Origin of the sequence: Natrinema sp. LN54 (assembly GCF_052439245.1) — an archaeon.
Classification (GTDB): domain Archaea; phylum Halobacteriota; class Halobacteria; order Halobacteriales; family Natrialbaceae; genus Natrinema; species Natrinema versiforme_A.
This window is the reverse complement of record NZ_JBQVRP010000004.1, coordinates 239,984-266,395: the sequence shown is the minus strand read 5'-3', so window position 1 is coordinate 266,395 and position 26,412 is coordinate 239,984. Positions and strand designations below refer to the sequence as shown.

General features: G+C 66.0%; 30 protein-coding genes and 1 tRNA gene. 24 read left to right on the top strand and 7 right to left on the bottom strand.

All coding sequences use genetic code 11. The annotated features are described in order from the left end of the window. Positions 1-42: 42 nt before the first annotated feature. The 13 genes from ACT4ML_RS13790 to ACT4ML_RS13730 all read left to right on the top strand — a co-directional run bounded on the left by ACT4ML_RS13790 (position 43) and on the right by ACT4ML_RS13730 (position 6,783). Positions 43-570, top strand: a complete 528-nt coding sequence (locus ACT4ML_RS13790) for a 30S ribosomal protein S13 (RefSeq protein WP_138244907.1) — start codon at positions 43-45, stop codon at positions 568-570. After that, complete coding sequence (locus ACT4ML_RS13785) at positions 570-1,091, top strand: 30S ribosomal protein S4 (RefSeq protein WP_444721380.1); 522 nt, start codon at positions 570-572, stop codon at positions 1,089-1,091. Before ACT4ML_RS13790 ends, ACT4ML_RS13785 begins: the two co-directional genes overlap by 1 nt. Position 1,092: 1 nt before the next feature. Beyond that, positions 1,093-1,482 carry a 30S ribosomal protein S11 gene (locus ACT4ML_RS13780; protein ID WP_124177304.1) on the top strand — a complete coding sequence of 130 codons (390 nt, stop codon included), beginning with the start codon at positions 1,093-1,095 and terminating at the stop codon, positions 1,480-1,482. Between the two features lie 3 nt (positions 1,483-1,485). Continuing rightward, on the top strand, positions 1,486-2,235 hold the full coding sequence (locus ACT4ML_RS13775; protein ID WP_444721379.1) for a DNA-directed RNA polymerase subunit D: 750 nt from the start codon (positions 1,486-1,488) through the stop codon (positions 2,233-2,235). A gap of 129 nt (positions 2,236-2,364) precedes the next feature. After that, positions 2,365-2,449, top strand: a tRNA-Leu gene (locus ACT4ML_RS13770). A 156-nt stretch (positions 2,450-2,605) separates the two neighbouring features. After that, positions 2,606-2,959, top strand: a complete 354-nt coding sequence (locus ACT4ML_RS13765) for a 50S ribosomal protein L18e (protein WP_138244910.1) — start codon at positions 2,606-2,608, stop codon at positions 2,957-2,959. Then, on the top strand, positions 2,956-3,405 hold the full coding sequence (locus ACT4ML_RS13760) for a 50S ribosomal protein L13 (protein WP_138244911.1): 450 nt from the start codon (positions 2,956-2,958) through the stop codon (positions 3,403-3,405). The genes ACT4ML_RS13765 and ACT4ML_RS13760 overlap by 4 nt, the downstream gene beginning before the upstream one ends. Then, positions 3,399-3,797: a 30S ribosomal protein S9 gene (locus ACT4ML_RS13755; RefSeq protein WP_138244912.1), complete on the top strand. Its 399-nt coding sequence runs from the start codon at positions 3,399-3,401 to the stop codon at positions 3,795-3,797. The genes ACT4ML_RS13760 and ACT4ML_RS13755 overlap by 7 nt, the downstream gene beginning before the upstream one ends. A 12-nt stretch (positions 3,798-3,809) precedes the next feature. After that, positions 3,810-4,004, top strand: coding sequence for a DNA-directed RNA polymerase subunit N (locus ACT4ML_RS13750; RefSeq protein WP_138244913.1), 195 nt, complete (start codon positions 3,810-3,812; stop codon positions 4,002-4,004). Positions 4,005-4,006: 2 nt separating this feature from the next. Further along, entirely contained in the window at positions 4,007-4,192 is a 186-nt protein-coding gene (locus tag ACT4ML_RS13745; protein ID WP_006432492.1) for a DNA-directed RNA polymerase subunit K, read from the top strand. Then, the gene (eno, locus tag ACT4ML_RS13740) at positions 4,189-5,394 is read left to right on the top strand and encodes a phosphopyruvate hydratase (RefSeq protein WP_444721378.1); all 1,206 of its coding nucleotides are present in this window, start codon (positions 4,189-4,191) and stop codon (positions 5,392-5,394) included. Before ACT4ML_RS13745 ends, eno begins: the two co-directional genes overlap by 4 nt. Beyond that, entirely contained in the window at positions 5,391-6,203 is an 813-nt protein-coding gene (rpsB, locus tag ACT4ML_RS13735; protein ID WP_138244915.1) for a 30S ribosomal protein S2, read from the top strand. The genes eno and rpsB overlap by 4 nt, the downstream gene beginning before the upstream one ends. 163 nt (positions 6,204-6,366) lie before the next feature. Beyond that, entirely contained in the window at positions 6,367-6,783 is a 417-nt protein-coding gene (locus ACT4ML_RS13730) for a hypothetical protein (protein WP_444721377.1), read from the top strand. 87 nt (positions 6,784-6,870) lie between these two features. Here ACT4ML_RS13730 and ACT4ML_RS13725 read toward each other — a convergent pair whose 3' ends face one another. After that, positions 6,871-7,794, bottom strand: a complete 924-nt coding sequence (locus ACT4ML_RS13725; protein WP_444721376.1) for a thiamine-phosphate synthase family protein — start codon at positions 7,792-7,794, stop codon at positions 6,871-6,873. Between the two features lie 138 nt (positions 7,795-7,932). Here ACT4ML_RS13725 and mvk point away from each other — a divergent pair, with 138 nt between their 5' ends. Both mvk and ACT4ML_RS13715 read left to right on the top strand, forming a co-directional pair. Next, on the top strand, positions 7,933-8,919 hold the full coding sequence (mvk, locus tag ACT4ML_RS13720) for a mevalonate kinase (protein ID WP_444721375.1): 987 nt from the start codon (positions 7,933-7,935) through the stop codon (positions 8,917-8,919). Next, positions 8,916-9,656 carry an isopentenyl phosphate kinase gene (locus ACT4ML_RS13715; RefSeq protein ID WP_444721374.1) on the top strand — a complete coding sequence of 247 codons (741 nt, stop codon included), beginning with the start codon at positions 8,916-8,918 and terminating at the stop codon, positions 9,654-9,656. The genes mvk and ACT4ML_RS13715 overlap by 4 nt, the downstream gene beginning before the upstream one ends. Positions 9,657-9,731: 75 nt before the next feature. On the opposite strand, the gene ACT4ML_RS13710 is transcribed toward ACT4ML_RS13715, so the two are convergent. Beyond that, the gene (locus tag ACT4ML_RS13710) at positions 9,732-11,276 is read right to left on the bottom strand and encodes a TrkH family potassium uptake protein (RefSeq protein ID WP_444721373.1); all 1,545 of its coding nucleotides are present in this window, start codon (positions 11,274-11,276) and stop codon (positions 9,732-9,734) included. A gap of 210 nt (positions 11,277-11,486) precedes the next feature. Here ACT4ML_RS13710 and ACT4ML_RS13705 point away from each other — a divergent pair, with 210 nt between their 5' ends. From ACT4ML_RS13705 to ACT4ML_RS13690, 4 genes are all read left to right on the top strand, one after another. Further along, positions 11,487-11,729 (top strand): hypothetical protein, encoded by a 243-nt coding sequence (locus tag ACT4ML_RS13705; RefSeq protein ID WP_138244921.1) that lies wholly within the window; start codon positions 11,487-11,489, stop codon positions 11,727-11,729. A 139-nt stretch (positions 11,730-11,868) separates the two neighbouring features. Next, on the top strand, positions 11,869-12,555 hold the full coding sequence (locus ACT4ML_RS13700; RefSeq protein WP_444721372.1) for a potassium channel family protein: 687 nt from the start codon (positions 11,869-11,871) through the stop codon (positions 12,553-12,555). 133 nt (positions 12,556-12,688) lie between these two features. Further along, on the top strand, positions 12,689-14,236 hold the full coding sequence (locus tag ACT4ML_RS13695) for a TrkH family potassium uptake protein (protein ID WP_444721371.1): 1,548 nt from the start codon (positions 12,689-12,691) through the stop codon (positions 14,234-14,236). Continuing rightward, a complete protein-coding gene (locus tag ACT4ML_RS13690) occupies positions 14,236-14,439 on the top strand; it encodes a hypothetical protein (RefSeq protein ID WP_444721370.1) in 204 nt (67 codons plus the stop codon). The genes ACT4ML_RS13695 and ACT4ML_RS13690 overlap by 1 nt, the downstream gene beginning before the upstream one ends. A 156-nt stretch (positions 14,440-14,595) precedes the next feature. Here the strand turns inward: ACT4ML_RS13690 and trkA are convergent, their stop codons facing one another. Further along, positions 14,596-15,927 carry a Trk system potassium transporter TrkA gene (gene trkA / locus ACT4ML_RS13685; RefSeq protein ID WP_444721369.1) on the bottom strand — a complete coding sequence of 444 codons (1,332 nt, stop codon included), beginning with the start codon at positions 15,925-15,927 and terminating at the stop codon, positions 14,596-14,598. Between the two features lie 367 nt (positions 15,928-16,294). Here trkA and ACT4ML_RS13680 point away from each other — a divergent pair, with 367 nt between their 5' ends. The 4 genes from ACT4ML_RS13680 to ACT4ML_RS13665 all read left to right on the top strand — a co-directional run bounded on the left by ACT4ML_RS13680 (position 16,295) and on the right by ACT4ML_RS13665 (position 21,382). Continuing rightward, positions 16,295-17,641 carry an RNase J family beta-CASP ribonuclease gene (locus ACT4ML_RS13680; RefSeq protein ID WP_444721368.1) on the top strand — a complete coding sequence of 449 codons (1,347 nt, stop codon included), beginning with the start codon at positions 16,295-16,297 and terminating at the stop codon, positions 17,639-17,641. A gap of 1 nt (position 17,642) precedes the next feature. Further along, a complete protein-coding gene (idsA3, locus tag ACT4ML_RS13675; protein WP_138244927.1) occupies positions 17,643-18,695 on the top strand; it encodes a geranylfarnesyl diphosphate synthase in 1,053 nt (350 codons plus the stop codon). A gap of 148 nt (positions 18,696-18,843) precedes the next feature. Beyond that, positions 18,844-19,548: a hypothetical protein gene (locus ACT4ML_RS13670; protein ID WP_444721367.1), complete on the top strand. Its 705-nt coding sequence runs from the start codon at positions 18,844-18,846 to the stop codon at positions 19,546-19,548. Between the two features lie 85 nt (positions 19,549-19,633). Further along, entirely contained in the window at positions 19,634-21,382 is a 1,749-nt protein-coding gene (locus tag ACT4ML_RS13665) for a glutamate--tRNA ligase (protein ID WP_444721366.1), read from the top strand. Positions 21,383-21,413: 31 nt separating this feature from the next. Here ACT4ML_RS13665 and ACT4ML_RS13660 read toward each other — a convergent pair whose 3' ends face one another. The 3 genes from ACT4ML_RS13660 to ACT4ML_RS13650 form a co-directional block, all read right to left on the bottom strand. Continuing rightward, positions 21,414-22,313, bottom strand: a complete 900-nt coding sequence (locus ACT4ML_RS13660; RefSeq protein WP_444721365.1) for a carboxypeptidase-like regulatory domain-containing protein — start codon at positions 22,311-22,313, stop codon at positions 21,414-21,416. 175 nt (positions 22,314-22,488) lie between these two features. Beyond that, complete coding sequence (locus tag ACT4ML_RS13655; RefSeq protein ID WP_444721364.1) at positions 22,489-22,653, bottom strand: hypothetical protein; 165 nt, start codon at positions 22,651-22,653, stop codon at positions 22,489-22,491. A 44-nt stretch (positions 22,654-22,697) separates the two neighbouring features. Further along, positions 22,698-23,183 (bottom strand): DUF456 domain-containing protein, encoded by a 486-nt coding sequence (locus ACT4ML_RS13650; protein WP_444721363.1) that lies wholly within the window; start codon positions 23,181-23,183, stop codon positions 22,698-22,700. Between the two features lie 76 nt (positions 23,184-23,259). Between ACT4ML_RS13650 and ACT4ML_RS13645 the strand changes: the two genes are divergently transcribed. After that, positions 23,260-24,000 (top strand): SDR family NAD(P)-dependent oxidoreductase, encoded by a 741-nt coding sequence (locus ACT4ML_RS13645; protein WP_444721362.1) that lies wholly within the window; start codon positions 23,260-23,262, stop codon positions 23,998-24,000. A gap of 50 nt (positions 24,001-24,050) precedes the next feature. On the opposite strand, the gene tmcA is transcribed toward ACT4ML_RS13645, so the two are convergent. Next, the gene (tmcA, locus tag ACT4ML_RS13640; protein WP_444721361.1) at positions 24,051-26,342 is read right to left on the bottom strand and encodes a tRNA(Met) cytidine acetyltransferase TmcA; all 2,292 of its coding nucleotides are present in this window, start codon (positions 26,340-26,342) and stop codon (positions 24,051-24,053) included. Between the last annotated feature and the right edge of the window lie 70 nt (positions 26,343-26,412).

Here is a 26,412-nt window from a genome sequence, read left to right as displayed (position 1 = left end):
TCAATTTGCAACGCGCGCAGACCAGACACAGATACACGACACATGAGCGCCGAAGAACCTCAAGAACAAGAAGACGACGAAGATCTTCGATACTTCGTCCGCATCGGGCAAACCGACCTCGATGGGACGAAGTCCGTCGAGCGCTCGCTCTCGGAGATGAACGGGATCGGTCGCCGAACCGCCCGGCTCATCGCCGAGGAAGCGGGTGTCGACCGAACGGCGACGTTCGGCCGACTCGACGACGACGTCATCGATGGCGTCATCGAAGTCGTCGAGAACTACGCTGACGAAGTCCCCGACTGGCTCAACAACCGACAGGACGACTTCTACAGCGGCGAGACGACCCACGAGATCGGCAACGATCTCCAGTTGACTCGACAGCACGACATCAACCGGATGAAGATGATCGACTCCTACAAGGGCACGCGCCACAAGCGCGGCCAGAAGGTTCGCGGTCAGCGAACCAAGTCCACCGGCCGAACGGAGGGCACCATCGGAGTCAACGTCGAAGAGATCCGCGAAGAACAGGCCGAGGAGGCCGCCGCCGACGAAGAGGACGAGGGTGAATAATGCCACTCGGCACTGACACCAAACAATACGAGACGCCGAACCACCCCTACCAGGGTGAACGCATCGCAAGCGAGCACTCCCTCGTCGACCGCTACGGTCTCAAGAACAAAGAAGAGCTCTGGCGAGCACAGTCCGAGCTTCGCTCCTACCGGCGCGAGGCCCGAGAACTGCTCGGTCAGGCCCAGGACGACGAAACCGTCATCCGCCGCTCCGAGGAGTTCCTCGGTCGGCTCAAGCGCGTCGGCATCCTCGACGAGACCGACGAACTCGGCGACATCCTGTCGCTCGAGGTCGAGGACGTCCTCGAGCGCCGACTCCAGACGGTCGTCTACCGCTCCGGACTGGCGAACACGGCCCAGCAGGCCCGCCAGTACATCATCCACGGCCACATCGTGGTCGGCGACCAGCGCCACCGCGTTCCCTCCTACGTCGTCGACGTTGACGAGGAGGATCTGGTGGCCTTCGACGAGAACAGTCCGCTCGCGGACGAACTCCACCCCGAACGCGCGGAGGGTCAGTAACATGAGTCAGGACGACGATAAATGGGGCATTGCCCACGTACACGCATCGTTCAACAACACCGTCATGACCGTGACCGACCTCACGGGCGCGGAGACGATCGCCAAGTCCTCCGGCGGGACGGCGGTCAAGCAGAACCGCGACGAGGCGTCGCCGTACGCGGCCATGCAGATGGCCGAGTCCGTCGCCGAAGAGGTCAAAGCGGCCGGCATCACGGGCCTGCACGTTCACGTGCGCGGCCCCGGCGGCAACCTTCAGAAGTCCCCCGGTCCGGGCGCGCAGGCGACGATCCGCGCGCTCGCCCGCTCGGGCATCGAGATCGGGCGCATCGAGGACGTCACGCCGATCCCGCACGACGGATCGCGCGCTCCGAAAGGCAAGGGCGGCTACTAGACCATGAGTGCAGAGTACGACGTCGAGTTCGTCGAACGCGAGGATCGTGAAGCGCGGTTCCTCGTTCGCGGCGTGACACCCGGGTTCGCCAACGGCATCCGTCGAGCGATGGTCGCCGACGTGCCGACGATGGCGATCGACACCGTCCGGTTCGTCGAGAACTCGTCGGTCATGTTCGACGAGCAACTCGCGCTCCGAATGGGGCTCGTCCCGCTGACGACGCCGCCGGTCGGCGAGTTCGGTGAGGACGACACCGTCACGCTCTCGATCGACGTCGAAGGGCCGGCGACCGCCTACTCCGGCGACCTCGTCTCCGATGACGACCTCGTCCAACCCGCGGACGAGAACGTCCCGATTATCGAACTCAAGGACGGCCAGCGCCTCGAGGCCGAGGCCGACGCCGTCGTCAACCGCGGAAAGAACCACGCCAAACATCAGGGCGGGGTCGCGGTCGGCTACCGACACCTCCAGCGCGTGGAGGTCGACGGCGATCTCCCCGAGTTCGAGGACGAAGAGAGCCGGATCATCCGCGGCGTCATCGAGGACGACGGCGAACTCGTTGCAACGAGCGAGTTCGATCACGACCTCTCGAACCGCTATCCGGGGAAGGAGGTCCGAGTCGAGGACGTCCCGAACGCCTTCGTCTTCCACGTGGAGACGGACGGCTCGTTCCCCATCGAGGAGCTCGTCACGCGAGCCGCGGACACGATCGCGGCGCGTGCGACGGAACTCGAAGACGCAGTACAGCTGTAGATATGAACCGACGCCCCCAACCCAATTCGGGCACGCCGCTCGCCGACGCCGTGAGCGACGAGACCGGCGATCGCGTGTCCACTGGAATCGAAAGGGGTTTGAAGGGGCGACGGGTAGACGGAAGTGCGAGCAGGGATAGCCAAGTCAGGCCAACGGCGCAGCGTTCAGGGCGCTGTCTCGTAGGAGTCCGCAGGTTCAAATCCTGCTCCCTGCATCACTTCTCTACTGCCGACCGACACTCCGTGACCGGACGATCGCAGATCGACTGCGATCACTGCGGACGCGTCGGCCGTCAGGACAACAATTTCGATTCCATCGTCGACGGCGCAGTTCCTCGCGTCGTCGATCAGTTAGCAGTTGGAGGATACCAATGAGTAGCAAGACTAATCCGAGGCTCAACGATCTTATCGCCGAGCTGAAGTCGACGTCCCGCGAAACGGACGCCGATATCTGGCGAGACGTTGCGGATCGACTCGAGAAGCCCCGGCGCACCCACGCTGAGGTGAACCTGGGCCGCATCGAGCGGTACGCACGCGAAGAAGAGACTGTCGTCGTTCCCGGCAAAGTGCTGGGCTCCGGCGCACTACAGAAAAACGTCACCGTCGCCGCCGTCAAGTTCTCTTCGTCCGCAGAGACGAAGATCGAACAGGTCGGCGAGTCGGTCACCCTCGAGCAAGCGCTCGAGGACAACCCCGAAGGGTCTAACGTCCGGGTGATTCGATGAGTCTCGCAGAGTTCGACGCAGATCTCGTCGTCGACGCACAGGACTGTATTCTCGGTCGGGTCGCAAGCGAAGTCGCCCAGCGCGCGCTGGACGGCGACCGCATCGCGATCGTCAACGCCGAGGACGCGGTCATCACCGGCGACGAAGACGACATCTTCGAGACGTACCGCACGCGGCTAAACATGGGCTCGGACCGCGGGCCTTACTACCCCAAACGACCGGACATGATCTTCAAGCGGTCCGTTCGTGGGATGCTGCCGTACAAGAAACCCCGTGGCCGCGAGGCACTCGACAGCGTCCGCGTCTACGTCGGCAACCCCTACGAGAACGACGACGACCACGAGACGGAAGTCCTCGAGGGGACGTCGCTGGATCGCCTGTCGAACATCCGCTTCGTCCACCTACACGAAGTGTCCGAACAGTTAGGTGCTAACGTCACATGGTAACCAACACGAGTGGCAAGAAAAAGACGGCCGTCGCTCGCGCCACGGTGCGCGAAGGCGAGGGTCGAGTTCGAATCAATTCCCAACCCGTCGAACTGGTCGAACCCGAGATGTCCCGGCTCAAGATGCTCGAGCCGTTCCGCATCGTCGGCGAGGACCTGCGCGGCGAGATGGATATCGACGTTCGCGTCGAGGGTGGCGGTATCAGTGGACAGGCAGACGCCGTCCGAACCGCCATCGCGCGCGGCATCGTCCAGCACACGAACGACGCCGAGCTCCGTGACGCGTTCATGGACTTCGACCGGTCGCTGCTGGTCAACGACGTCCGCCAGTCCGAACCGAAGAAGTGGGGCGGCCCGGGCGCTCGGGCTCGCTACCAGAAGTCCTACCGCTGAGGTGATTCAAGCATGATGGTACCGGTCCGGTGTTTCACCTGTGGCAACGTCGTCGCCGAACACTGGGAGGAGTTCGACGAGCGAGCCAACGAGGGCGACGAGAACCCCGAGAAGGTTCTCGACGAACTCGGCGTCGAGCGCTACTGCTGTCGGCGCATGCTCGTCAGTCACAAAGACCTCGTCGACGTCGTCTCCCCGTACCAGTAACAATGCAACAACAACAGCACAACCGCTACGAGAAGGCACGCATCCTCGGCGCTCGAGCGCTGCAGATTTCCTACGGCGCGCCGGTGCTGACCGAGACTGAGCAGACCCAACCGATCCTCATCGCCGCCGAGGAGTACGACGCCGGCGTGCTGCCGTTTACCGTCAAACGGGGGTACGACAGGAAATGACGCTCATCACCGACATCCGGCTGCGTCGCATCCTCGACTCGCGAGGAAATCCGACGGTCGAGGCCGATGTCGTGACCGAGAGCGGCGGCTTCGGCCGTGCTGCAGCACCGAGCGGTGCCAGTACCGGCGAGTACGAGGCCGTCGAGCGGCCGCCGGGCGAGGCGATCGCCGCGGCCCGGGAACACGCCGTTCCCCGGCTCGTCGGCGAGGTCTACGCGGGCAACCAGCGCGACGTCGACGCCGCACTGCACGCCGCCGACGGCACCGACGACTTCTCGGAGATCGGTGCCAACAGCGCGGTCGCGATCTCGATGGCCGCCGCCAAGGCCGGTGCCGACGTGCTCGGTGCCCCGCTGTTCCAGCATCTCGGCGGGACGTTCCGCGGCGAGAACTTCCCGATTCCGCTCGGTAACGTCGTCGGCGGCGGCGAACACGCCGCCGATGCGACCGACATCCAGGAGTTCCTGGCCGCACCCGTCGGTGCACCCAGCGTCGCGGACGCCGTCTTCGCGAACGCGGCCGTCCACGCCGCCGTCGCGGACCTGCTCGAGGAACGCGGTGTTCCCTGTGGCAAGGGCGACGAGGGTGCGTGGGCACCATCGATCGACGACGGCGAGGCGTTCGAAGTCGTCGCCGAGGCGGTCTCGATGGTTCAGGACGAAGTCGGCTTCAACATCGGCTTCGGACTGGATGTCGCCGGTGCGGAGCTGTACGATTCCGACTCCGGAACGTACGAGTACAGCGACCGGAGCCGCGACACCGACGAGCAGATCGAGTACATCGCCGAACTGGTCGAAGAGTACGATCTCGTCTACGTCGAGGATCCCCTCGACGAGGACGATTACGACGCCTTCGCCGACCTCACGGACGAAGTCGGCGACCAGACGCTGATCTGTGGTGACGACCTGTTCGTCACGAACACCGATCGGCTCGTCGAGGGGATCGATCGCGGCGCGGCAAACAGCATCCTGATCAAGCCGAACCAGATCGGGACGCTGACCGACGCCTTCGACGCGATCGAACTCGCGACGGAGAACGGCTACGACTCGGTCGTCTCCCACCGGTCGGGCGAGACCGAAGACGCGACGATCGCACACCTCGCCGTTGCGACCGACGCGCCCTTCATCAAGACGGGTGCCGTCGGCGGCGAGCGAACCGCAAAGCTCAACGAGCTCATTCGAATCGCAGACGACGCGACATGACAGAGAACGACGCAACCCAGGAAGGGCTCGACGCCGCCGAGGAGGCGATCGACGAGGAGCCAGCCGAAGGGGCTGGCCCCGCCGCCGACGCCGACGACGTCGAGCCAGTAGACGAACAGCCCGCCGACGCCGAGGGATCGCCCGCGGCCGACGCAGAACAAGCCGACGACGACGCCGAGGCCGAGGATGCCGGTCCGACCCTCGACGACGACGTCATGTCCGACGAGGAGGCGGACCTGCTGATCCCCGTCGAGGACTACCTCGGCGCCGGCGTCCATATCGGGACCCAGCAGAAGACCGAGGACATGGACCGGTTCATCCACCGCGTCCGGACCGACGGGCTCTACGTCCTCGACGTCTCGAAGACCGACGGCCGGATCCGTACGGCCGCGGACTTTCTCGCGAACTACGACCCCGAGCAGATTCTGGTCACGTCCTCGCGCCAGTACGGTCGGTTCCCGGCGGAGAAGTTCGCCGAGGCCGTGGGCGCTCGCGCCCGCACCGGTCGCTTCATCCCGGGCACGCTGACAAACCCGAAGTACGACGGCTACATCGAGCCGGACGTGCTGGTCGTCACCGACCCGATCGGCGACGCCCAGGCCGTCAAGGAGGCCATCACGGTCGGCATCCCGGTCATCGCGATGTGTGACTCAAACAACCAGGTCAGTAACGTCGACCTCGTCGTCCCGACGAACAACAAGGGTCGCAAGGCCCTCTCGGTCGTCTACTGGCTGCTCGCTAACGAGGTCCTCGATCGCCGCGGTGCCGAGCCGTCCTACTCGCTCGAGGACTTCGAGAGCGGCGTCTAACACGTTCGATATCGACACTGTTCGTTTTCTCGTTGCCGCCGGTCTGATAGCGACTGCGTTCGGAAGTTCGAACGGATGGATCCTCTGGGTCGAAAATAGCGGCAGTCGTGTTCAGTGACACCCTCCCACAACGTTTACCGTATAGCGAATTAGTAATGATGGTATGGATGGCCCACGGTCACACACCACGGAAGACCAGATTCGCCGGTGGGATCGAGTGTTTACTGCACTGTCAGCCGAACCGCGACGACGGATCGTCGAAGCACTGATCGAGGTCTCGGCCGGCGAGTCCATCCGGTTGCCGGAGGCCGCATCGAACCCGAACGGATCGGCGGAGTTCGAACAGTTGCGGCTTCGATTATGCCACCATCATCTCCCGCTACTGGAAGAGGCGGGGTTCGTCCAGTGGGAAAACGACCCGTTGCGCGCCTACCGCGGTCGCGATTTCGAGGAGGTGAGTGTCGTTCTAGAGAGTCTCTACACGAACGCCGAGGAGATTCCCGACCGACTGGTCACCGGCTATCGGACCCTCGAGCGGGAACGCGAGAGCGGCAGTTCGGAGTGTGACCTCCGCAGGTGACTCCGCCGTGAGACGTAGCGTTCGTACCGACGTGCCGCCGCTTGCGTCGTGGCGGGCACAGCGCAAGTGCCGTGGACCGGCAACCGATTACGACGAGGCCGTCTCAAGCAAGTCCGTGATCAGTTCGGCGGCGTCGGCGGCCGTCGCGCCGAAGACGTAGGTCGCGGGTTCGATCCCGAACGCGCCGCGGTGGTAGACGACGCGGGGGACCGTTCCGCGGTCCGCGAACCGACTCCGGAGGTGTTCGCCGCGGTCCTCGTAGTCGGCGTCGAACTCGAGCGGGTCGATGTCGTGTTCTCGGGCAGCCTCGAGCACGTCGTCGTCGGTGGCGATATTGATGGCACCCCGAACCTCGGATTCGACGGCGGTCGCGGCGATGACCGCCGTCGCGACGTGTTTGGACGCGCCGAACTCGGGGTTCGCCGGGATCTCGATCCGTCCGCCCATGGCGTAGATCCGACCGGGGATCGCAGCGACATCGGTCTCGTCGCGGGGATCGGGCAGACACATGCCGACGTTCGTCCCGACGTTCGGAACGACGTCGGCCATGCCGGGAATCGAAGCGAGGGTTCGCGCGGCGGTGCGGACGTTCGCGAGCACGTCCCGTTCGGCCCGCACGTCGGGGTCGAGCCCGCGAACGCACAGATCACAGCCCAGTCCGCGCAGTTCGGGCATCTCTTCTTCGTGGAGTTCACAGATCGGGCCCCGATCCTCGAGACTCCGGACGAGCGAGAGGAGTTCGGCGAGCGCGTCGTAGCCGTCCAGCTCGCCGCTCGCGAGGCCGTCCGCGATGCGTTCGACGGTCGCGACGGTTTCGGGGTCGTCCCGGAACCGGTCGTCGCCGCCGCTTTCGCCGCCGACGTACTTGCTGACGGCGGCTTGGGTCACGCCGAGTTCGTCGGCGATCTCCCGTTGGGTCAGTCCGCGGTCGGCGAGCCGGGTTGCCAGCATCGCCCGTACCGTCGGCAGGAACCGATCGACGACGAGTTCACTCGGCAAAACGAGCGACATACGACCGAGGTTCGACTGCAGGCACATAAGTCCGCCTCCGCTGGCACGGTGTCGGCGAGCCGTCGACTCGACGGATCGCTACCGGGCGACAGCGACGACAAAGATAGCTATTAACCGTCGTCGGACGAACGGCCGGGCATGACACTCTCGAGCGCTCCCGGGAAGGTGTATCTGTTCGGGGAGCACGCGGTGGTTTACGGCGAACCCGCCGTTCCGTGTGCGATCGAGCGACGGGCACGAGTCGAGGCGACCCGACGGGACGACGGTCGCCTCCGAGTCAACGCCGAGGATCTCAGTCTCGACGGGTTTACCGTCGAGTACGGCGCGACCGCGGACAGTCGCCCCGACGTCGACGTACCGGAGTCGCTGGTGACGGCGGCGACGCAGTACGTCGACGGCGCGATCGAGCAGGTGCGCGCGGTGACCGGCGAGGACGACGCCGGCTTCGACGTCACGATCGAGAGCGACATCCCGCTTGGTGCGGGGCTCGGCTCCTCGGCGGCGGTCGTCGTCGCCGCCATCGACGCCGCGACCCGCGAACTCGGCGTCACGCTCGAGCCCGAGAAACTCGCCGAGCGAGCCTATCAGACGGAGTCACAGGTCCAGGAGGGACAGGCCTCGCGGGCCGACACGTTCTGTTCGGCGACCGGCGGTGCGGTCCGCGTCGAGGGCGACGACTGCCGCTCGCTCGAGGCCCCGGACCTGCCGATCGTGATCGGATTCGACGGCGGTGCGGGTGACACCGGTCAGCTGGTCGCGGGCGTCCGCGCCCTGCGCGAGGAGTACGATTTCGCGGCCGATACGGTCCAAGCGATCGGGGACGTGGTCCGGAACGGCGAGGACGCGCTCGCCGACGGCGACGTCGAGGAGATCGGGCGGCTGATGGACTTCAATCACGGCCTCCTCTCCGCGCTGGGGGTCTCATCGCGGTCGCTCGATACGATGGTCTGGGCGGCCCGCGACGCGGGCGCCCACGGCGCGAAGCTCACCGGGGCGGGCGGTGGCGGCTGTATGGTCGCGCTCGACCCCACCGAAGAGACGGAAACCGCCCTCTCGTTCACGCCGGGCTGTGAGAACGCCTTCCGCGCTGAACTCGCCGAAACCGGGGTGAAGCGCCTCGAATGATCGTCCTGAAACTCGGCGGCAGCGTCATCACCGAAAAGGACCGCCCGGAGACCCTCGACGGCGCAGCCCTCGAGCGAGCGGCCGACGCGGTCGCCGCGGCGATAGACGCCGGCCTCGAGGACCTCGTGATCGTCCACGGCGGCGGGAGCTTCGGCCACCACAACGCCAGCGCGCACGGCGTTAGCACGACCGACGGGACCCGCGACGCGAGCGCGGCCCTCGACATCCACGGCGCGATGAAGACGTTGAACCAGTTCGTCTTGGGCCGCCTGCTCGAGCGCGGCGTGGACGCGGTACCGGTCCACCCGTTCTCGGCGGCCCACCGCGACCGGACGGGGGAACTCGACCTCCCGACCGGGCAGGTCGAAACGATGCTCGGGGAGGGGTTCGTCCCGGTCCTCCACGGCGACGTGATCGCTCACGCCAGCGCGGGCGCGACGGTAATCAGCGGCGACGAACTGGTCGCGGCCCTCGCTCGCGACCTCGAGGCCGACCGGGTCGGCCTCTGCTCGACCGTTCCCGGCGTGTTGGACGGCGACGACGCGGTGATCGACCGGATCGACGACTTCGAGACTGTCGCCGACGTGCTGGGGGCCAGCGACGCGACGGACGTGACCGGCGGGATGGCCGGCAAGGTGCGGACGCTGCTCGAGCTCGAGGCTGAGGCGTCGATCTTCGGGCTCGAGGCACTTGCCTCGTTCCTCGAGGGCGAGAACCCGGGGACGACGATCGACTGAGCTCGTCGCGGCTGTTCGTTCTCTCTTTTGGTGGATCGTGATGAGAACTAGCGGCGTTCGAAACGCGACGACGGCTCAGCGGGTCCAGAACCCGCCAGTGAACATGACGAGGACCGGGATGATCTCGAGGCGGCCGATCCACATCAGGAAGATCATCAGGAGCTTCGAGGGGATCGGGAAGTCCAGATAGCTGCCGAACGGACCGAGGAATCCGAATCCGGGGCCGATGTTCCCGATCGTCGCGAGGCTCGCGCTGAACGCCTCGAGCGGCGTTATGTTGTCGATGGCGGCGACGCGACTGGCGTCGAGGGCGATGAGCAGCGTCGCGATCGCGAAGATGAGCAGGTACATGAACGTAAAGCCGAGCACGCCGCGGATGGCGTCCTCGTCGACGACGTTGCCGGCGAGCCGAATCGGGCGGACGACCTCGGGATGGGAGGCGGTAAACAGCTCCCGGCGGAGCACCTTGAAGACGATCAGCCACCGGACGACCTTGACGCCGCCGCCGGTCGAGCCGGCACAGCCGCCGACGAGCATGGCGAAGAGGAGGACGATCTTGCCCGTCGAACTCCAGTCGACGAAGTCGCTCGTCGCGTAGCCGGTCGAGGTCAGCAGCGACGCGATCTGGAAGGCGCTCTGTCGCAGCGAGTTCCCGAGGACTCCCTCGGTCACGCCGCCGAGGTCGCCGAGCGCCGGCGCGGCGCCGGTATAGAGGATCCCGGCGAGGAGAACGCTCAGCGCACCGATCGCGCCGATATAGGCGCGAAACTCCGAGTTGCGGACGAAGCGGTGGCCTTCCCCGCTGAAGACGTGCCAGAACAGGGCGAAGTTCGTCCCCGCGACGATCATGAACGGGATCGCGGTCCACTGCACGATCGCGGAGAACGCGGCGACGCTGTCGGCCTCCGGCGAGAACCCGCCCGTCGGGAGCGTCGTAAAGCCGTGGGCGACGGCGTTGTAGAGGTTCATTTCGGGTGCCATCCCCGCCAGGTGGAGCCCGTAGAGAATGGCCATGTAAACGATGGTAAAGGCGAAGTAGACGAGCCAGAGGATCCGCGCGGTTTCGGCGATTCGCGGCGTGAGCTTCTGTAGCTCCGGCCCCGGCGCTTCCGACTCGACGAGCTGTGCGCCGCTGACGGCGATCTCCGGCAGGATCGCGACCATCAATACGATGATCCCCATCCCGCCGAGCCACTGGGTGAGCTGTCGCCACATCATCACGGCGTGGGAGTGGCGCTCGAGCGAGATCTCGCCGAGCACCGTCGCCCCGGTCGTCGTGAACCCGGACATCGACTCGAACAGGGCGTTGACGGGATGGGCGAGCGTCGATTCGGTCCCCCAGCCCGCGAGCACGTAGGGCACCGCGCCGACGATCGCGACGGCCAGCCACGAAATCGCCACGAACAACATCGCCTCGCGGACCTGCAGGTCCGGCCCGGGGCTGAGTCGCTCGAGGCCGTAGCCGACGGCGATCGTCAGCGCGATCGTCGCGACGAACGGGAACACGGGCTCGCCGTAGATGAGCGCCACGACGAGCGGAATCACCAGCGGGACGGAGAGATACTTGAGGACGGTTCCGACGAGCGCCAGACTGGCGCGCCAATCAGTACGGAGCCGCATGGAACACCCCTATTTCGCAGTCACGTCTGGACACGATATCTAACGGCATTTCGATTCGGTCCTATTAATCCATCGTAAGCACCCGCCACCGCGACGGTCGTCGACCCCGGATCACCGCGACTCGCGGCGTCGATCCGACCAATTCGGCGGGGAGGTCCTGTCTGCGATCTGTGACGAGGAGCTATATACGAACGGCGCGTATATTCACGCATGAGCGTTCGATTACCAAGCGTTCGTCACCCCCACTCGTTTTACGATGTGTTCAGCGTCGTCGCCGCGGCGGTGGCGATCACGGCCCTCGTCCTCGCGGTGCGATACGGGTCCGTCATCCGACTCGAGATGGTCGTCTTCATGGCGGTCGTCTTCCTGTGGGTCGGCTGGGCGATCGAACGGATTCTGTCCGAATCCGAAGCGCGGTCGAAGCGGCGACGGCAGACGCCGCCGTGGAAGTGACCTCTGGGTCGGCCCGTCGATAGCGACCTACGCGGTACCGGGACGGAGACGGCTCGGCCGATTCGGGCTCGAGATCGCGGATCCCTTCGAGGTCAGTAAAGCGATATATTTTCAACGGACACGCAAGAAGACGGATATAATGTATATCGTCATCGTCGGTGCGGGCGATATCGGGATGCCGCTCATCGATATCGCGACCCGGTCGGGCAACGAGGTCGTCGTCATCGAGAACGACACCGAACGCGCGGATCAGGTCGCCAGCGAGTACGACTGTCTGGTCCTGAACGACGATGCAACGGCCCACGACGCGCTTTTAGACGCTGGAATCGAGAAAGCGGACGCCCTGATCAGCACGACCGACCGCGACCCGACAAACATCATGGTCTGCCTGCTCGGGCAGGAACACGAGGTCCCCACGATCGTCTCGGTCGTTCACGATCCCGAGCACATGAACGTGTTCCGCCAGATCGGCGTCAACACGATGGAAAACCCCCAAGAGCTCATCGCCGAATACCTCTACCGAGCGGTCGCTCGCCCGGCGATCGTCGACTACATGCAGATCGGCGAACAGGCGGAGGTGTTCGAGATCCGGGTCACCGAAAACGCGCCGATCGCCGGCAAGACGCTCATCGAGGCGGCGGACGAGGATCTCCTCTCCGAGGACGTCCTGATCGTCGCGATCGAACGCGACGGACAGGACCAACCGATCACGCCGCGAGGAGAAACGACGGTCCAGGCCGGCGACTTGCTCACCGTCTACTCGGCGTTCGGTGCCGATCCCGAACTCACCGACGTGTTCGGCCACCCCGAAGACCGATTACGATGATGACAGACACGAGCGCGCGGGAGCCCCGTCCCGATCGACCGCGACGGACGGCCTCGAGCGAACGGTCGCCGACTCGAGTACGTGATCGCCAGCGCGGTGTGGACACGAGTTCGGCGGGAGCGAGGAGACACATATGAACGAGGCGGCGGAAACGATCGGCCGGGACTTAGGGCGCATGTTTCAGGCGCTCGCGGGTCTCCTGTTCGTCTCGATCCTCATTCCGATCGTCTGGGGCGAGTACTACGCGATTCCGGCGTTGCTCGTCTCCGGACTGATTCCGTTCGCGATCGGCTACGCCCTGAGTTCGCGGTTCCGGAAGGCGACCAAGCCCGGCAAGCTTCACGGGATGATCATCGCTGCATTGGGATGGTTCTGCGTCGCGATCTTCGGCTCGCTTCCGTTCGTCCTCATCGCGTGGACGGTCGAGTTCGCGCCGCCGATCCTCGGAGAGCCCTCGCAGACGTCGACACTGGCGGCATTTACGAACCCCCTCAACGCGCTGTTCGAGAGCATGAGCGGCTTTACGGGCACCGGACTGACGATGACCGACAACGAGGAGGTCCTGCCCCGCACGCTGCAGTGGTGGCGCTCGTTCATCGAGTGGGTCGGCGGCGTCGGCGTCATCGTCCTCACGACGGCGATCCTCGCTCGTCCCGGAAGCGGCTCGCTCACCCTCTACGAGAGCGAAGCCCGCTCGGAGCGAATCCATCCGAGTATCGTCTCGACGGTGCAGACGATCTGGTGGATCTTCATCCTCTTTACGTTCGTCTCGATCCTGCTGCTTTGGGTCGTCGGAATGCCGATCTGGGGTGCGATCAACCACGGGATGACCGGCCTCGCGACCGGCGGCTTCTCGATCACCGACAACTCGATCGCTACCTACGATAGCGCCGCCATCGACTTCGCGCTCCTGCCGATCATGCTGCTCGGAAGCATCGCGTTCCCGGTCCACTACCTCATCCTGCGGGGCGACCTGCGGAACCTCTACGCCGACCTTCAGACCCGCTGGGTGTTCATCTATATGGGGATCGGAACGGTCCTGCTCACCGCGTTGGTGTACGTCGGCGACACGTACGACTCCCTGTTTACAGCGTTCCGGTACGGCTCGTTCCAGTTCATCTCGGCGGCGACCTGTGCCGGCTTCCAGACCGCCGTCGACGCGACCAATGTTGCGCTCGGGCGCTGGCCGACCCAAGCCCAGCTCACCGTCTCCTTCGGGATGCTCATCGGGGGCGCGGCCGGGTCGACGGTCGGCGGGATCAAGCTGATCCGGGCGCTCACGCTGCTGAAGGGCATCCGATTCCGTATCTCGGACGTCTTCTATCCGGAGACGGCCGTTCGCCGACTGCGGATCAACGGCCGCCGCCTCAACGAACAGGAGATGCGCCAAGAGTTCGAGGAAGCGGCGATCATCACCGCGCTCTGGCTGATCTTCCTCGGAATCGGCACGTTCGTGCTTCTGCTGTTGCTGCCGCAGGGCGAGTACACGCTCGAGAACGTGCTCTTCGAAGTCGCGAGCGCACAGGGGAACGTCGGCCTCTCCGCGGGGATCACCGGCCCCGAATCGCTGCCGACGCTCGGCAAGATCATGTTCCTCTTTAACATGTGGATCGGCCGCCTCGAGATCATTCCCGTCTTGGTACTGTTACGCGCGGGCTTCCGCCGCGGAGGGCTCTACTAATGCGGATTAACGAGTTGCCGATCGTCGGCGAACTCCTCGAGTCGGGAGCCGAAGACCGGATCTTCGATTCGCTCCTGCTCGTCGGCCCGCTCCTGATACTCGTGATCGCGCTCGTCGGCCGGTCGGTTCTGACGACGGGGCTCGCCGCCGCCTACGTCGTGTTCTTCGTCGCGTACGTTCTCTACCGCGGCATTCGCCACTGAATCGGCGAGGCCGCGACGGGAAGTGAGATCGAGATCAGGGTCAGGACTCGAGCGGTCGCGATCTCGAGTCGCGAATACTGGCCGAAACCAGATCCGTCTACCAGCTATCCGGCGGTGATCGACTGCGTATATCGAGAGTAGACGAAGACAGGAGTCCTAAATCAGTTCGACGACCTCGTCGAGCGCAGCCGCGTCGACGAAGACGATGACGTGGTCGCCGGGCTGGACGACTGTCGATCCGCGCGGCGTGATGTGTTCGCCGCCCCGGGAGATCGCACCGATGACGACGCCGTCGGGGAGGTCGTTCGTCGCGGCGGCGATGTTCCGGCCGACGAGGACGCTCTCTTCCCCGATCTCGATCTCGATGACCTCCGCGAGGTCGTGCTCGAGCATCGCGACCTTCTCGGTGTTATCGGTCCGGGTAAAGCGGACGATCTCCTCGGCGGTCTCCTCGCGGGGATTGATCGCGACGTCGATTCCGACCGTCTCGAAGAGGTCGGCGTACTCGGGATTCTCGATGATAGCGACGGTCCGATCGACGCCGAGCCGGTCGGCGAGCAGGGAGACGAGTAGGTTCTTCTCGTCGCTGTCGAGGGCGGCGATCACGACGTCGGCCTCGCCGACGTGTTCGCGGGCGAGGAATTCGGAGTTGGTCGCGTCGCTCTCCATGACCATCGTATTCGGGAGCGCTTCGGCGACCTCGCGGGCCCGCTCGGGATCCCGTTCGATCAGCCGCGGACGGAACCCGTGGTCCTCGAACTCGCGGGCGGTCTGGAAACCGACCTCGCTGGCACCGACGATGACGACCTCCTCGGCCTCGTCCGGCGTTCGGGCGACCTCGTCGGCGAACTCGTTGATCGACTCCGGACTGCCGATGACGACGACCCGGTCCCCGCCCCGAATGACCGTGTCACCTCTGGTGACGACCATCTCGTCGTCCCGGAAGATGGCGACGAACGTGAGCGAATCGTAGCAGTCGGCCTCGCTGACGGTCCGGTCCGCGATCGGGCTGTTCGTCGGAATGTCGAACTCGGCCATGCGGACGAGGCCGCCGGCGAACGTGTCCACGTCGTGTGCGCTCGGGAGGCCGGAAATCCGGAAGATCGCCTGCGCGGTCAGCAGGTCCGTACAGACCATGAAGTCGACGCCAAAGGCTCCCTGTGACCCCTGCCATGTCTCGAGCAGCGTGCGGCGGCGGACCCGCGCGATGGTAAACACCTCGCTCGTCGCCTTCGCCGCGCCGCAGACGACCGCATTCGTCTCGTCGTTGTCCGTACAGGCGATGACGAGATCCGCTTGCTCGAGGCCGGCCTCGCGCAGCGTCTCGAGGTCAGTTCCGTCGCCGCGGATCGTGAGCACGTCCAGCGAGTAGGTGAGTTCTTCGACGAGATCGGCATCCCGATCGATGACGGCCACGTTATGGCCGTCCTCCAGATTGGCGGCGATCGACCGGCCGACCTCGCCGGCTCCGACGATGATTACGTACACGACGATCCCTCCGGAAGCATGATAGTGGCAACCGGTTTCGGAGCGATCGGCAAATGGATTGCGGTGTTCGAAGGATCCGGACAGGTTCCCGCTGAGGTGCCGTAAACCGACGGTACGGGCGGCGTCACGGGAGACGAGCTAACCCACTGCGTTTTTAACACCCGGGCGTGTATGTGCCAGTAGCGAAACCCGCGGGCAAGTGCGTTCGGGGCTTGCGATGTCGCGAGCTATCGAAGACGGAACCGCCGTCGCACCGAGCGCATAGCGGGATGGCCGACGCGCTGCAAGACGCCGGGGCCGTACACGACCGGGCGTCCGCGGACCGTTTCGATGAGAGTCCATAGAGCGGCTTTCAGTGCTACGAACCATGGAAATCGAAATCGCAACCATTGGCGGCTACGAAGAAGTCGGACGGCAGATGACTGCCGTCCGCGCCGGCGACGACGTCGTCATCTTCGACATGGGTCTGAACCTCTCGCAGGTCCTGATCCACGATAACGTCGAAACCGAACGGATGCACAGCCTCGACCTGATCGACATGGGCGCTATTCCCGACGACCGGGTCATGAGCGACCTCGAGGGCGACGTGAAAGCCATCGTGCCGACTCACGGCCACCTCGACCACATCGGTGCTATCTCGAAGCTGGCCCACCGGTACAACGCGCCGATCGTCGCGACGCCGTTTACGATCGAACTGGTCAAACAGCAGATCGAGGGCGAACAGAAGTTCGGCGTCGAGAACGATCTCGTCAAGATGGAAGCCGGCGAGACGATGGCGATCGGCGACTCCGGCGAGGTCGACCTCGAGTTCGTCAACGTCACCCACTCGATCATCGACGCGATCAACCCGGTCCTCCACACGCCCGAGGGTGCGGTCGTCTACGGGCTGGACAAACGGATGGACCACACGCCCGTCATCGGCGACCCGATCGATATGGAGCGGTTCCGCGAGATCGGTCGCGAGGGCGTCCTCTGTTACATCGAGGACTGTACCAACGCGAACAAGAAGGGGCGCACCCCCTCCGAGAAGGTCGCTCGCGAACACCTCCGCGACGTCCTCTACAGCATCGAGGACTACGACGGCGGCATCGTCGCGACCACCTTCTCGAGTCATATCGCTCGCGTGAAGAGCCTCGTCGAGTTCGCCGACGATATCGGCCGCCAGCCGGTCTTGCTCGGCCGCTCGATGGAGAAGTACTCCGGGACCGCCGAACGGCTCGACTTCGTCGACTTCCCCTCCGATCTGGGAATGTTCGGCCACCGCAAGTCCGTCGACCGCACGTTCAAGCGGATCATGAACGAGGGGAAAGAGAACTACCTGCCGATCGTCACCGGTCATCAGGGCGAACCCCGCGCGATGCTCACCCGGATGGCCCGCGGCGAGACGCCGTACGAACTCGAGGAAGGCGACAAGGTCGTCTTCTCCGCTCGCGTCATTCCGGAACCGACCAACGAGGGCCAGCGCTATCAGGCCGAGAAACTGCTCGGCATGCAGGGCGCACGGGTCTACGACGACATCCACGTCTCCGGCCACCTCAATCAGGAGGGCCACTACGAGATGCTCGACGCGCTCCAGCCCGAGAACATCATCCCGGCCCACCAGGACATGAGCGGCTACTCCAGTTACGTCAACCTCTGTGAGAACGAGGGCTACAAGATGGGACGAGACCTCCACGTGACGCGCAACGGGAACCTCATCCAATTAGTCGACTGATATGACGAGTCCCGAGGCACGCGAAGAGGCGGTGCTCGAGGCGATCCGGCAGCGCCGCGAGCAGGTCAACGAAGCGATTCCCGAGGAGCTACCGATCCAGCGGCCCGAACGGCTCTACGAGGCTTCCAGATACCTGCTGGACGCCGGCGGCAAGCGGCTGCGGCCGGCGGTACTCCTGACGACCGCGGAGGCACTGACCGATACCGAGCCGCTGTCGGGCGAGTACCGGTCGTTCACCTCGCTGCAGAAGGGCCACGCGGTGGACGTCATGGCCGCCGCGGTCAGCGTCGAGGTCATCCAGTCGTTTACCCTGATCCACGACGACATCATGGACGACGACGACCTCCGGCGCGGCGTCCCGGCCGTTCACAAGGAGTACGACCTCGAGACGGCCATTCTCGCGGGCGATACGCTCTACTCGAAGGCCTTCGAGATCATGCTCGAGACGGGTGCGGATCCCGATCGCATCGTCGAAGCCCTTGAGGTGCTCGCGACCACCTGCACGAAGATCTGCGAGGGTCAGTCACTCGACGTCACGTTCGAGGAGCGTATCGACGTCTCGCCGGACGAATACCTCGAGATGGTCGAGCAGAAGACGGCCGTGCTGTACGCCGCCTCGGCGTCCCTCCCGGCGATCTTGCTGGGGGCCGACGAGGAGACGATCGACGCGCTCTATGGCTACGGGCTCGACATCGGCCGCGCGTTCCAGATTCAGGACGACGTCCTCGATCTGACCGTTCCCAGCGAGCAACTCGGCAAACAGCGCGGGAGCGACCTCGTCGAGAACAAGCAGACGCTGATCACCGTCCACGCCCGCGAGCAGGGCGTCGACGTCGACAATCTGGTCGACACCGACGACGTCGACGCGGTCACCGAGGCCGAGATCGACGACGCCGTCACCGAACTCGAGGAGGCCGGCTCGATCTCCTACGCCAACGAAACGGCCCAGGATCTGGTCGAGCAGGGGAAGAACCGACTCGAGGTGCTGCCGGACAACGAGGCCCGCGACCTGCTCTGTGAGATCGCGGACTACCTGATCCAGCGCGGCTACTGAAGCGACGATCGCTCGGGGCGGCTCTTCTCGCCTCGGTTCGCGAGTTCTGACAGTCGGGCCGCTCGAGAGACACAGACCCGTCTGCCGGCCGAACTCACCGTTCGATATCGTCCGGGTCTTTTTGCAGGTACCTCCCCGAGCGGTGAGTATGACTGACGACTCCCCGCACGGACCATCCGGCTCCTCCCGGCGGCGATTTCTCGGCACGGCTGCGGCCGTCGGTACGGTCGCGACCGCCGGCTGTGTCGGATCGCTGCTCGGGACGACCGGATCGGACGAGAACGAAATCGAACCCGTGGAGCCGAGCGAGCCGCGGGAGGGAACGCCCGGCGAATTCTACGCGCTCGTCGAACGAAACGACCTCTCGATCCAATCGCTGCGGAAGGACGGCTCCGATCTGGTGCTGAAGTACGCCTCGAACGCCGAGACCGAATCGGAGTCGACGACCGAACTCGAGGTCATCACGACCGTCTACAACGAGAACCTCGTGAAAAACGACGCGGGGATCGACATGCTCTACGCGGAGGTGACGAACCCGTTCGACGGACAGGCACACGGCTGGGGCGTCAAAACCGAGTGGTGCGAGCGGTACAACGCGGCCGTCGAGGGCGGCGAGGACGGCGGCAACGAGAGCAGCACCGACGATGGCGAATCGAGTGACGGAATCGAGGGTGACGACGGGTCTGGCAATAACGAAACCGAGAGCGGTAACACAAGCGCTGACGACGGCACGACCAGCAACGCGAGCGCAAACGAGACCGAGGGTGGGATGTCCGCCGCGGACACGGCCGCGATGATCCTCATGAGCAACGTCCTCAACTCGAGAGTGTACGCCGAGGACCTCGAGGACTGAGACCGAAACTGAGGCCCGCGGTCTTCGGACCGGACGACACGGCGAATCGCGAGGGTTTTGGGCCGGGCGCGACTATCCCGAGGTAATGAACGACGAGTTACGCGAGCGCATCGAGCGCGAGGCCGAGAAGCACGCGCTGTTAAACGCCGTCAAACACGAGAGCGACGCCGATGTCGGCGCGATCATGGGGCCGCTGATGGGCGACAATCCTGACTTCCGCGAGCACGGCGACGAGATCCCGGGCATCGCCGGCGGCGTGGTCGGCCGGGTCAACGACCTCGAGTACGAGGCCAAACGCGATCGCCTCGAGGAACTCGCACCCGAGGAACTCGCGGAGATCGAGGCCGAAGACGAGGAGGACGAACACGACCTGCCGGACCTCCCGAACGCCGACGACTACGACGAGATCCGGATGCGGTGTGCGCCGAACCCGAACGGCCCGTGGCACGTCGGTCACGCCCGGATGCCCGCCGTCATCGGAACCTACCGCGAGCGCTACGACGGTTGGTTCTGCGTGCGGTTCGACGACACCGATCCCGAGACCAAGCGCCCCGATCTCGAGGCCTACGACGCGATTCTCGACGATCTGGACTACCTCGGCTTCGAGCCCGACGCGACGTACAAGGCGAGCGACCGGCTCGAGACCTACTACGACCACGCCCGCGACCTCATCGACATGGGCGGGGCCTACACCTGCTCGTGTTCCGGCGAGGAGTTCTCGGAGCTGAAGAATTCCGGCGAGGCCTGTCCCCACCGCGACAAGGATTCGGACACGGTACTCGAGGAGTTCGAGGCCATGATCGACGGCGAGTACAGCAGCGGCGACATGGTCCTCCGCGTGAAAACGGACATCGAACACAAGAATCCCGCCCTGCGCGACTGGGTCGCGTTCCGGATGATCGATACGCCACACCCCCGCGAGGAGGCCAGCGAGTACCGCTGCTGGCCGATGCTCGACTTCCAGTCCGGCGTCGACGACCACCTGCTCGAGGTCACGCACATCATCCGCGGGATCGACCTGCAGGATTCGGCCAAACGCCAGCAGTTCGTCTATGACTACTTCGACTGGGAGTATCCCGAGGTCATCCACTGGGGGCACGTCCAACTCGATGACTACGATGTCAAGGTGAGCACATCGACCATCTCGGCGCTGATCGAGGACGGGAAACTCGACGGCTGGGACGACCCGCGAGCGCCGACGCTGAAGAGCCTGCGCCGACGGGGCATCCGCGGCGAGGCCATCGTCGAGGCGATGACCGGCCTCGGCACCTCGACCACCGACGTCGACCTCGCGATGAGTTCGATCTACGCGAACAACCGCGATCTGATCGACGACGAAACCGACCGCCGATTCTTCGTTCGCGGCGGCAACCAGATCCCCCTCGCCGGGGAGCCACCCGCCGAAGCGACCCCGCCGCTGCACCCCAACCACGAGGGCCGCGGCGTTCGGGAGATTCCCGTCAGCGACTCCGTCATGCTCGAGGTAGCCGACATTCCCGACGAGAGCGGAGACGGAGACCAGCGCATCTGGCTGAAGGGATTCGGCTGTTTCCGCTTCGACGACGGCGTCCTCCGGTACACGGACGACGACATCGACGCGGTCCGCGAGGGCGGCGTCGACGTCGTCCACTGGGTCCCCGCCGACGAGAGCGTCCCCGTCCGCATGCGGACGATGGACGGCGACGTGCGAGGACACGCCGAACCCGGAGTCGGCGACCTCGAGCCGGACGAGATGGTGCAGTTCGAGCGCGTCGGCTTCGCCCGGATCGACCGCCACGAAGCCGACAGCGACGACGAGGACGGGGAGACGGTCGTCTATTACGCGCATCCCTGACGCGAGTCCGATCGACTACGCTATCGGGCCATCACGCCCGCTCTGAGCCGTTTCCCGGGGCGCTCGGCCGGACCGTAACGTTCAGTTCCGTGGTCCGCCCGAATTTGACCTGTACGTCACCTGTGACCTGCCGATAGCCGGCCGCATCGATCACGAGAGGGTGCTGGCCGTGCTCGAGTTCGAGGTCGAACTTGCCCTCGCCGTCGACCGATACCCGTGCGCCGCCGATCCGGATCGTCGCGCCGGTGACGGCGGTTCCGTTCGGGTCGACGACGCGCCCCTCGATCCGCCCCGTTTCTGAAATCTCGTCGTCGCCCGCTTCGAGTTGAACCCAGCCGAATGCGGTCTCGCCGTCCTCGACGCGCACTTCCTGATAGCCGTCACTGTATCCCTCGGCGTCCGTGACTAAGATCTCCCACCAGCCCTCGCTCACGTCGAAGCCGCTCCCCCAGCGATCACCGTCGGGGATCGAGCCGCGCGATGCGGTGACGTCGTACCGGTCGTCACCGAAGACCGTGATCTCACACGGGATCGTGCTGCCGCCACCGACCGGGGTCGCGTACACCTCGAGTTCGCCGGTGCCCGGTCCCCACTCGCGCTCGAGGGCGAACTCCCTCGTACGGGTTTCGTCGCTCGCGACGGCGATAGTGGTCGAAACCGGTGTGTATCCGGGGGCGGTGACCGTGAGGGTGTACTCGCCGGGCTCGAGGGACAGCGTGTACGAACCCGTTTCGTCGGTCGTGGTTTCGGTCCCGTCATCGGCGGTCACCGTCGCCTCGTCCACCGGAGTGCCGAAATGGGTTATCGTTCCCTCGATACGTCCGTCGTCGGTTTCACTGGCGGCCGCTGCGGCGGTTCCCGACGCGGTTCCGAACAGTCCCGAACCGAGCAGCGCCGTCCGTCTGAGAACCTGTCGGCGATAGTTCGACATGGATATCGACCGTACTGCGGGAGGGTCGCCCATAACGATTCCGTACGAGAAAACCGTCAGAAGCGGCGATAGACGCGAAATACTGTCTTTCATCCAAACTGGAAAACAGTCGCGGAGACGACCGTGCTCTGGCAGCCGACTCCGAACTGAGACTGCTCGGTCGCTCTCGAGTCGGTCACTCGAGTAACTCGTCGCCTCGGTCCGGGAGCGGGTCGGCGACCACGCCGTCCCGCCTTCCCAGCACGCAAGCGTGAGCGGCGCAGACGAGTCGGTTCTCGTCCCACGGGACGTGTAACTCGACTGCGGCGGGACGTTCGCAGTCGCCTTCGGAACACTCCATAGGCGTGCGAACGAGACCCACGGATACAGTCGTTGCGCCGCGGCTCAGAACAGGACGACCGCGACGAGGAAGCCGAGCAGGATCGACACCGTCAACAGGACCTGTACCGCCGTGGACGCGAGGACGCCCGCGGTCGTGTAGACGGCAGAGCGCGTGCTTCCCTCGAGTTCCCCGTTGCGGACGAACTCGAGGACGAAGACGGTCCCGAAGAGTCCGACGAGCAGCCCGACCGGGCCGGTGACGACCATCAGGAGGATGCCGACGACGGCCGCGGCAGCACTCGTCACCCACGAGGCACCGCCGGCTCGAGCGGCGATCGAGCCGCCGAAGAGTTCGACGACGACGGTTAAGACCCCGAGGAGGGCGAGGACCGCGAGCGTGATCGTTCCGGGGTCGGAGAAGCCGGAGCCCCACCAGTAGACGCCGAGGCCCGCGAGCGAGAGGAGACCGCCGGGGACCAGCGGGACGACCGTGCCGGCGACGCCGCCGACGAGCAACGCGACTGCGAGGATGGTGACCGCATCGACCATACGCCCTCGACGACGGACCGCGGCAAAGGCCTACCGCCTTCAGTAGCGTTACGTTGCCGGCTTCGGACGTGTGACCATGACCAACCAACGCGGCGCGATCATCGTCGGCGCGTCGTCGGGCATCGGCGAAGCGCTGGCCCGGCGGCTCGCGGCCGACGGCTACGAGATTGGGCTGGCCGCCCGTCGGACGGAGCGCATGCGACGGATCGGGGCGGAACTGCCGACCAAATCGTACGTTGCCACGCTGGACGTCTCTGCGACCGAGGACGCCCGACGAGGGTTTTTCGAACTCGCCGAGGCGATGCCGTCGGTCGACCTCGTCGTCATCAGCGCCGGCGTCGCCCCGGTCAACCATGACCTCGAGTGGGAGCCCGAACGGCAGACTGTCGACGTCAACGTCCGCGGGTTCACCGCCATGGCAACGGCCGCGATGGAGTACTTCGAGGAGACGCCCGACCACGCGAGCGAGGCCGACGGCCACCTCGTCGGGATCTCCTCGGTCGCTGCTCACTTCGGGAGCGGCGGGACGCAGGCCTACAGCGCGTCGAAAGCCTACGTCTCGACGTATCTCGAGGGACTGCGCGACCGGCAGGCCGACCGCGATGCGAACGTGACGGTCACGACCGTCGAGCCCGGCTTCGTCGACACCGATCTCTCGCTGGGCGGGTTCTGGGAGTGTTCGCCCGAGACGGCGGCGGCCCAGATCGCTCGAGCGATCCGGAAGGAGCGGAGCCACGTCTACGTGACGCGGCGGTGGCGGCTGATCGCGTGGTTCCTGGATCTGGCTCCGGAAGGAGTGCTTCGGCGACTGTTCTAAGTTCGGTGTGCGGAGCCGGGTTTATTTCGATTTGGACGCAGGCCCGCTGATCACTCGTCGGCGAACCGGTCCCGAACCTCGAGCGCCGCGTCCGTCCCGTACAGGTCGACGAGCGGGCGGAAGGCGTCGCCGAGCGCTCGCATGCACTGGCTCGTCGAGTGATAACCGAGGCGGTCGGCGACGGCTTCCACATCCCGGCCCTGCAGCACGCGGCGGACGAGCAGGCGTTCCTCGCGGTCCGTCAGGTCGATACCGTCGGGGTCGTCGACGAGATAGCGGACGACGAGATCCCTGAACGGACCGGGATCGACGGCGAACAGTCCCGGGCCGTAGGCGGCGCTCGCGACGAGGTCCCACTCGTGGTCGGCCAACGCGAGCGGGGGTCCGGCGTCGGCGTCGACGCTCCGGAGCGCCGCTCGAGCCACGTCCGGCTCGAGGTCGTCGAGCGGGTCCGAACAGAGCGCGGCGAACCGGCGGACGAACCGGTCGGCGTGGCGGTCGTGGAGTGCCCGTCCCGCGTCGCTCGTCGGCGCGAGCATGAGCGCGGAGTACTCGCCGCTGGCGTCGTTGCGAGTCGTCGAGACGAAGACCGTCCGGTAGCCGTTCTCGCGCCAGAACGCAAGCAAGCCGGGCGTCGCGCCGAAGCCGGTGCCGAGCCAGTCGATGGCACCGGATTCGTCGGCGGCATCGCTCTCGGTGGCGAACTCCTCGCCGATGTGCTCGAGCAGGCGCGAGCCCAGCCCCCGCGAGCGGGCCGCGTGGTGGGTCGCGATGCGGACGACCCGGAGGCCGGCCGGCTCGCCCGCCGCCTCGTCTCGCAGTTGGCTCGTCAGTACGTCCGGCAGCATGTTGCCCCGCACCCGGCCGCCCTCGTACATCATCGATCGGGTTTCCGCCGGCAGGTTCCCCTCGCGTGCGAGCAGGGCGACGCTGACGACGTGGCCCTCGTGGAGGAGCGCCCGCGCCTCGAGATTGGGCGCGTCGAGCAGCCGCGCGAGGTCGTTGGGTTCGGTCCGGTAGTGTGCGAGGACGAGCAGCCCGAACGCCTCCCGTAGCAGGTGATCGTCGGCGAGGAGGTCATCCGGCTCGAGCCGCCGGTAGTCGACCGACTCGGGCGTGGCGTCGGCCACGAGCGGGTCGACCGGGGGACGCGCGTCGAGCAACAGCGCGCGGAAGGCCCACACCTCGACGGGGTCGCCCGCTGCGTACCGGATGGGCTCGACGAGCGTGCAGTCGGTCACCGCGCGATCGCTCTCGGCGAGGTGGTCCCGGAACCGGACCGAGAAGCCCCGCCCCGCGCCCTCGTAGCCGTGGATCGTCGTCGCGAACGCGACCCGGTCGGCCGCGAGCAGCGAGTCGAGCGTCGCGACCGGGAGCGCGGCGGCCTCGTCGACGATGACGATGTCCGCCGATTCGAGGTCGCCGACGGCCGCGCTCGGCTCACGGAATCGAACGGAGCCGCCGGCGGCCGTCTCGATCCGGTGAGATTCGACGGTGGGGCCGCGCTCGGGGCCGTCCGCGAGCGTCGCACAGAGTTCCGCCGCCCGGTCGAACAGTTCCGCGGCGTTCCGTTCGGCGGGGGCGGTCACGAGCACGTCCTCGCCGTCGGCGGCGAACGCCCCCGCGGCCAGCCCCGCGGCGCTCGACTTACCCCGGCCGCGGTCGGCCTCGAGGACGACGGCCTGTCCGTCCTCGAGCAGCGACTCGAAGGCGGCGACGGCGTCGGCCTGATCGGCCGTCAGGCAGGCCTCGTAGGTGGCGGCCGGAAACCGGTGCTCCGACGGGGGAGCCGGGGCCGCCGTCGCCAGCCGGGGAGCCGGGTCGGTCAGCCCGTCGGCCTCGCTCCGATTGGCATCGAGATCGACGATCGCGATCCCGCGGTGGGCCCGCAGCGTCTCGACGAGGCGGCGTCTGAACCGGCCGGTGACCGCGTCCAGTTCGAACGGCGGGACGGCGAGCGAGGCGTCGAACTCGCCGCGGCGCTCCGGCCACGCCTCGAGCGGCGGCGTCAGCAGGATCAGGAGGCCGCCACCGTCGACCGCTCCGGCGATTTTCCCGAGCGCGTTCGGCTGGAGTTCCGCGTGGGCGTCGACCGCGATCACGTCCCGCGTCGTCCCGAGGAGGTCGTCCGCGTTGACCTGCCGGAGCTGTTCACAGCGGAGCCGGTCGTCGGGGCCGACGAGCGTCGTTCCGGTGATCGGGACCGGCAGCGCCTCGAGGATCGACTCGAGGGCATCGTATCCTCGCTCGCGGTCGCCCGCGAGCACCACCAGCCGTCGCTCGTTCGCACGCTCGGCTTCCTCGCGGAGCGATTCGGCGAGGGCGACCGCGTCGACGTCCATGCGCCCGACGTGGGCTCCGCGAGAGTAATAGGCACCGGAACGTGCCGACGGCGACGGAATCCCGGTCGAT

Coding starts and splice junctions, on each gene's coding strand:
- ACT4ML_RS13780 (WP_124177304.1), top strand. CDS start 1,093: ATGAGTCAGGACGACGATAAATGGGGCATTGCCCACGTACACGCATCG.
- ACT4ML_RS13765 (WP_138244910.1), top strand. CDS start 2,606: ATGAGTAGCAAGACTAATCCGAGGCTCAACGATCTTATCGCCGAGCTG.
- rpsB (WP_138244915.1), top strand. CDS start 5,391: ATGACAGAGAACGACGCAACCCAGGAAGGGCTCGACGCCGCCGAGGAG.
- ACT4ML_RS13705 (WP_138244921.1), top strand. CDS start 11,487: ATGAGCGTTCGATTACCAAGCGTTCGTCACCCCCACTCGTTTTACGAT.
- ACT4ML_RS13680 (WP_444721368.1), top strand. CDS start 16,295: ATGGAAATCGAAATCGCAACCATTGGCGGCTACGAAGAAGTCGGACGG.
- ACT4ML_RS13695 (WP_444721371.1), top strand. CDS start 12,689: ATGAACGAGGCGGCGGAAACGATCGGCCGGGACTTAGGGCGCATGTTT.
- ACT4ML_RS13790 (WP_138244907.1), top strand. CDS start 43: ATGAGCGCCGAAGAACCTCAAGAACAAGAAGACGACGAAGATCTTCGA.
- ACT4ML_RS13785 (WP_444721380.1), top strand. CDS start 570: ATGCCACTCGGCACTGACACCAAACAATACGAGACGCCGAACCACCCC.
- ACT4ML_RS13760 (WP_138244911.1), top strand. CDS start 2,956: ATGAGTCTCGCAGAGTTCGACGCAGATCTCGTCGTCGACGCACAGGAC.
- ACT4ML_RS13655 (WP_444721364.1), bottom strand. CDS start 22,653: ATGGAGTGTTCCGAAGGCGACTGCGAACGTCCCGCCGCAGTCGAGTTA.
- ACT4ML_RS13730 (WP_444721377.1), top strand. CDS start 6,367: ATGGATGGCCCACGGTCACACACCACGGAAGACCAGATTCGCCGGTGG.
- idsA3 (WP_138244927.1), top strand. CDS start 17,643: ATGACGAGTCCCGAGGCACGCGAAGAGGCGGTGCTCGAGGCGATCCGG.
- ACT4ML_RS13690 (WP_444721370.1), top strand. CDS start 14,236: ATGCGGATTAACGAGTTGCCGATCGTCGGCGAACTCCTCGAGTCGGGA.
- ACT4ML_RS13645 (WP_444721362.1), top strand. CDS start 23,260: ATGACCAACCAACGCGGCGCGATCATCGTCGGCGCGTCGTCGGGCATC.
- ACT4ML_RS13710 (WP_444721373.1), bottom strand. CDS start 11,276: ATGCGGCTCCGTACTGATTGGCGCGCCAGTCTGGCGCTCGTCGGAACC.
- ACT4ML_RS13715 (WP_444721374.1), top strand. CDS start 8,916: ATGATCGTCCTGAAACTCGGCGGCAGCGTCATCACCGAAAAGGACCGC.
- ACT4ML_RS13665 (WP_444721366.1), top strand. CDS start 19,634: ATGAACGACGAGTTACGCGAGCGCATCGAGCGCGAGGCCGAGAAGCAC.
- ACT4ML_RS13670 (WP_444721367.1), top strand. CDS start 18,844: ATGACTGACGACTCCCCGCACGGACCATCCGGCTCCTCCCGGCGGCGA.
- ACT4ML_RS13650 (WP_444721363.1), bottom strand. CDS start 23,183: ATGGTCGATGCGGTCACCATCCTCGCAGTCGCGTTGCTCGTCGGCGGC.
- ACT4ML_RS13750 (WP_138244913.1), top strand. CDS start 3,810: ATGATGGTACCGGTCCGGTGTTTCACCTGTGGCAACGTCGTCGCCGAA.
- ACT4ML_RS13775 (WP_444721379.1), top strand. CDS start 1,486: ATGAGTGCAGAGTACGACGTCGAGTTCGTCGAACGCGAGGATCGTGAA.
- mvk (WP_444721375.1), top strand. CDS start 7,933: ATGACACTCTCGAGCGCTCCCGGGAAGGTGTATCTGTTCGGGGAGCAC.
- ACT4ML_RS13700 (WP_444721372.1), top strand. CDS start 11,869: ATGTATATCGTCATCGTCGGTGCGGGCGATATCGGGATGCCGCTCATC.
- ACT4ML_RS13755 (WP_138244912.1), top strand. CDS start 3,399: ATGGTAACCAACACGAGTGGCAAGAAAAAGACGGCCGTCGCTCGCGCC.
- ACT4ML_RS13725 (WP_444721376.1), bottom strand. CDS start 7,794: ATGTCGCTCGTTTTGCCGAGTGAACTCGTCGTCGATCGGTTCCTGCCG.
- tmcA (WP_444721361.1), bottom strand. CDS start 26,342: ATGGACGTCGACGCGGTCGCCCTCGCCGAATCGCTCCGCGAGGAAGCC.
- eno (WP_444721378.1), top strand. CDS start 4,189: ATGACGCTCATCACCGACATCCGGCTGCGTCGCATCCTCGACTCGCGA.
- ACT4ML_RS13745 (WP_006432492.1), top strand. CDS start 4,007: ATGCAACAACAACAGCACAACCGCTACGAGAAGGCACGCATCCTCGGC.
- ACT4ML_RS13660 (WP_444721365.1), bottom strand. CDS start 22,313: ATGTCGAACTATCGCCGACAGGTTCTCAGACGGACGGCGCTGCTCGGT.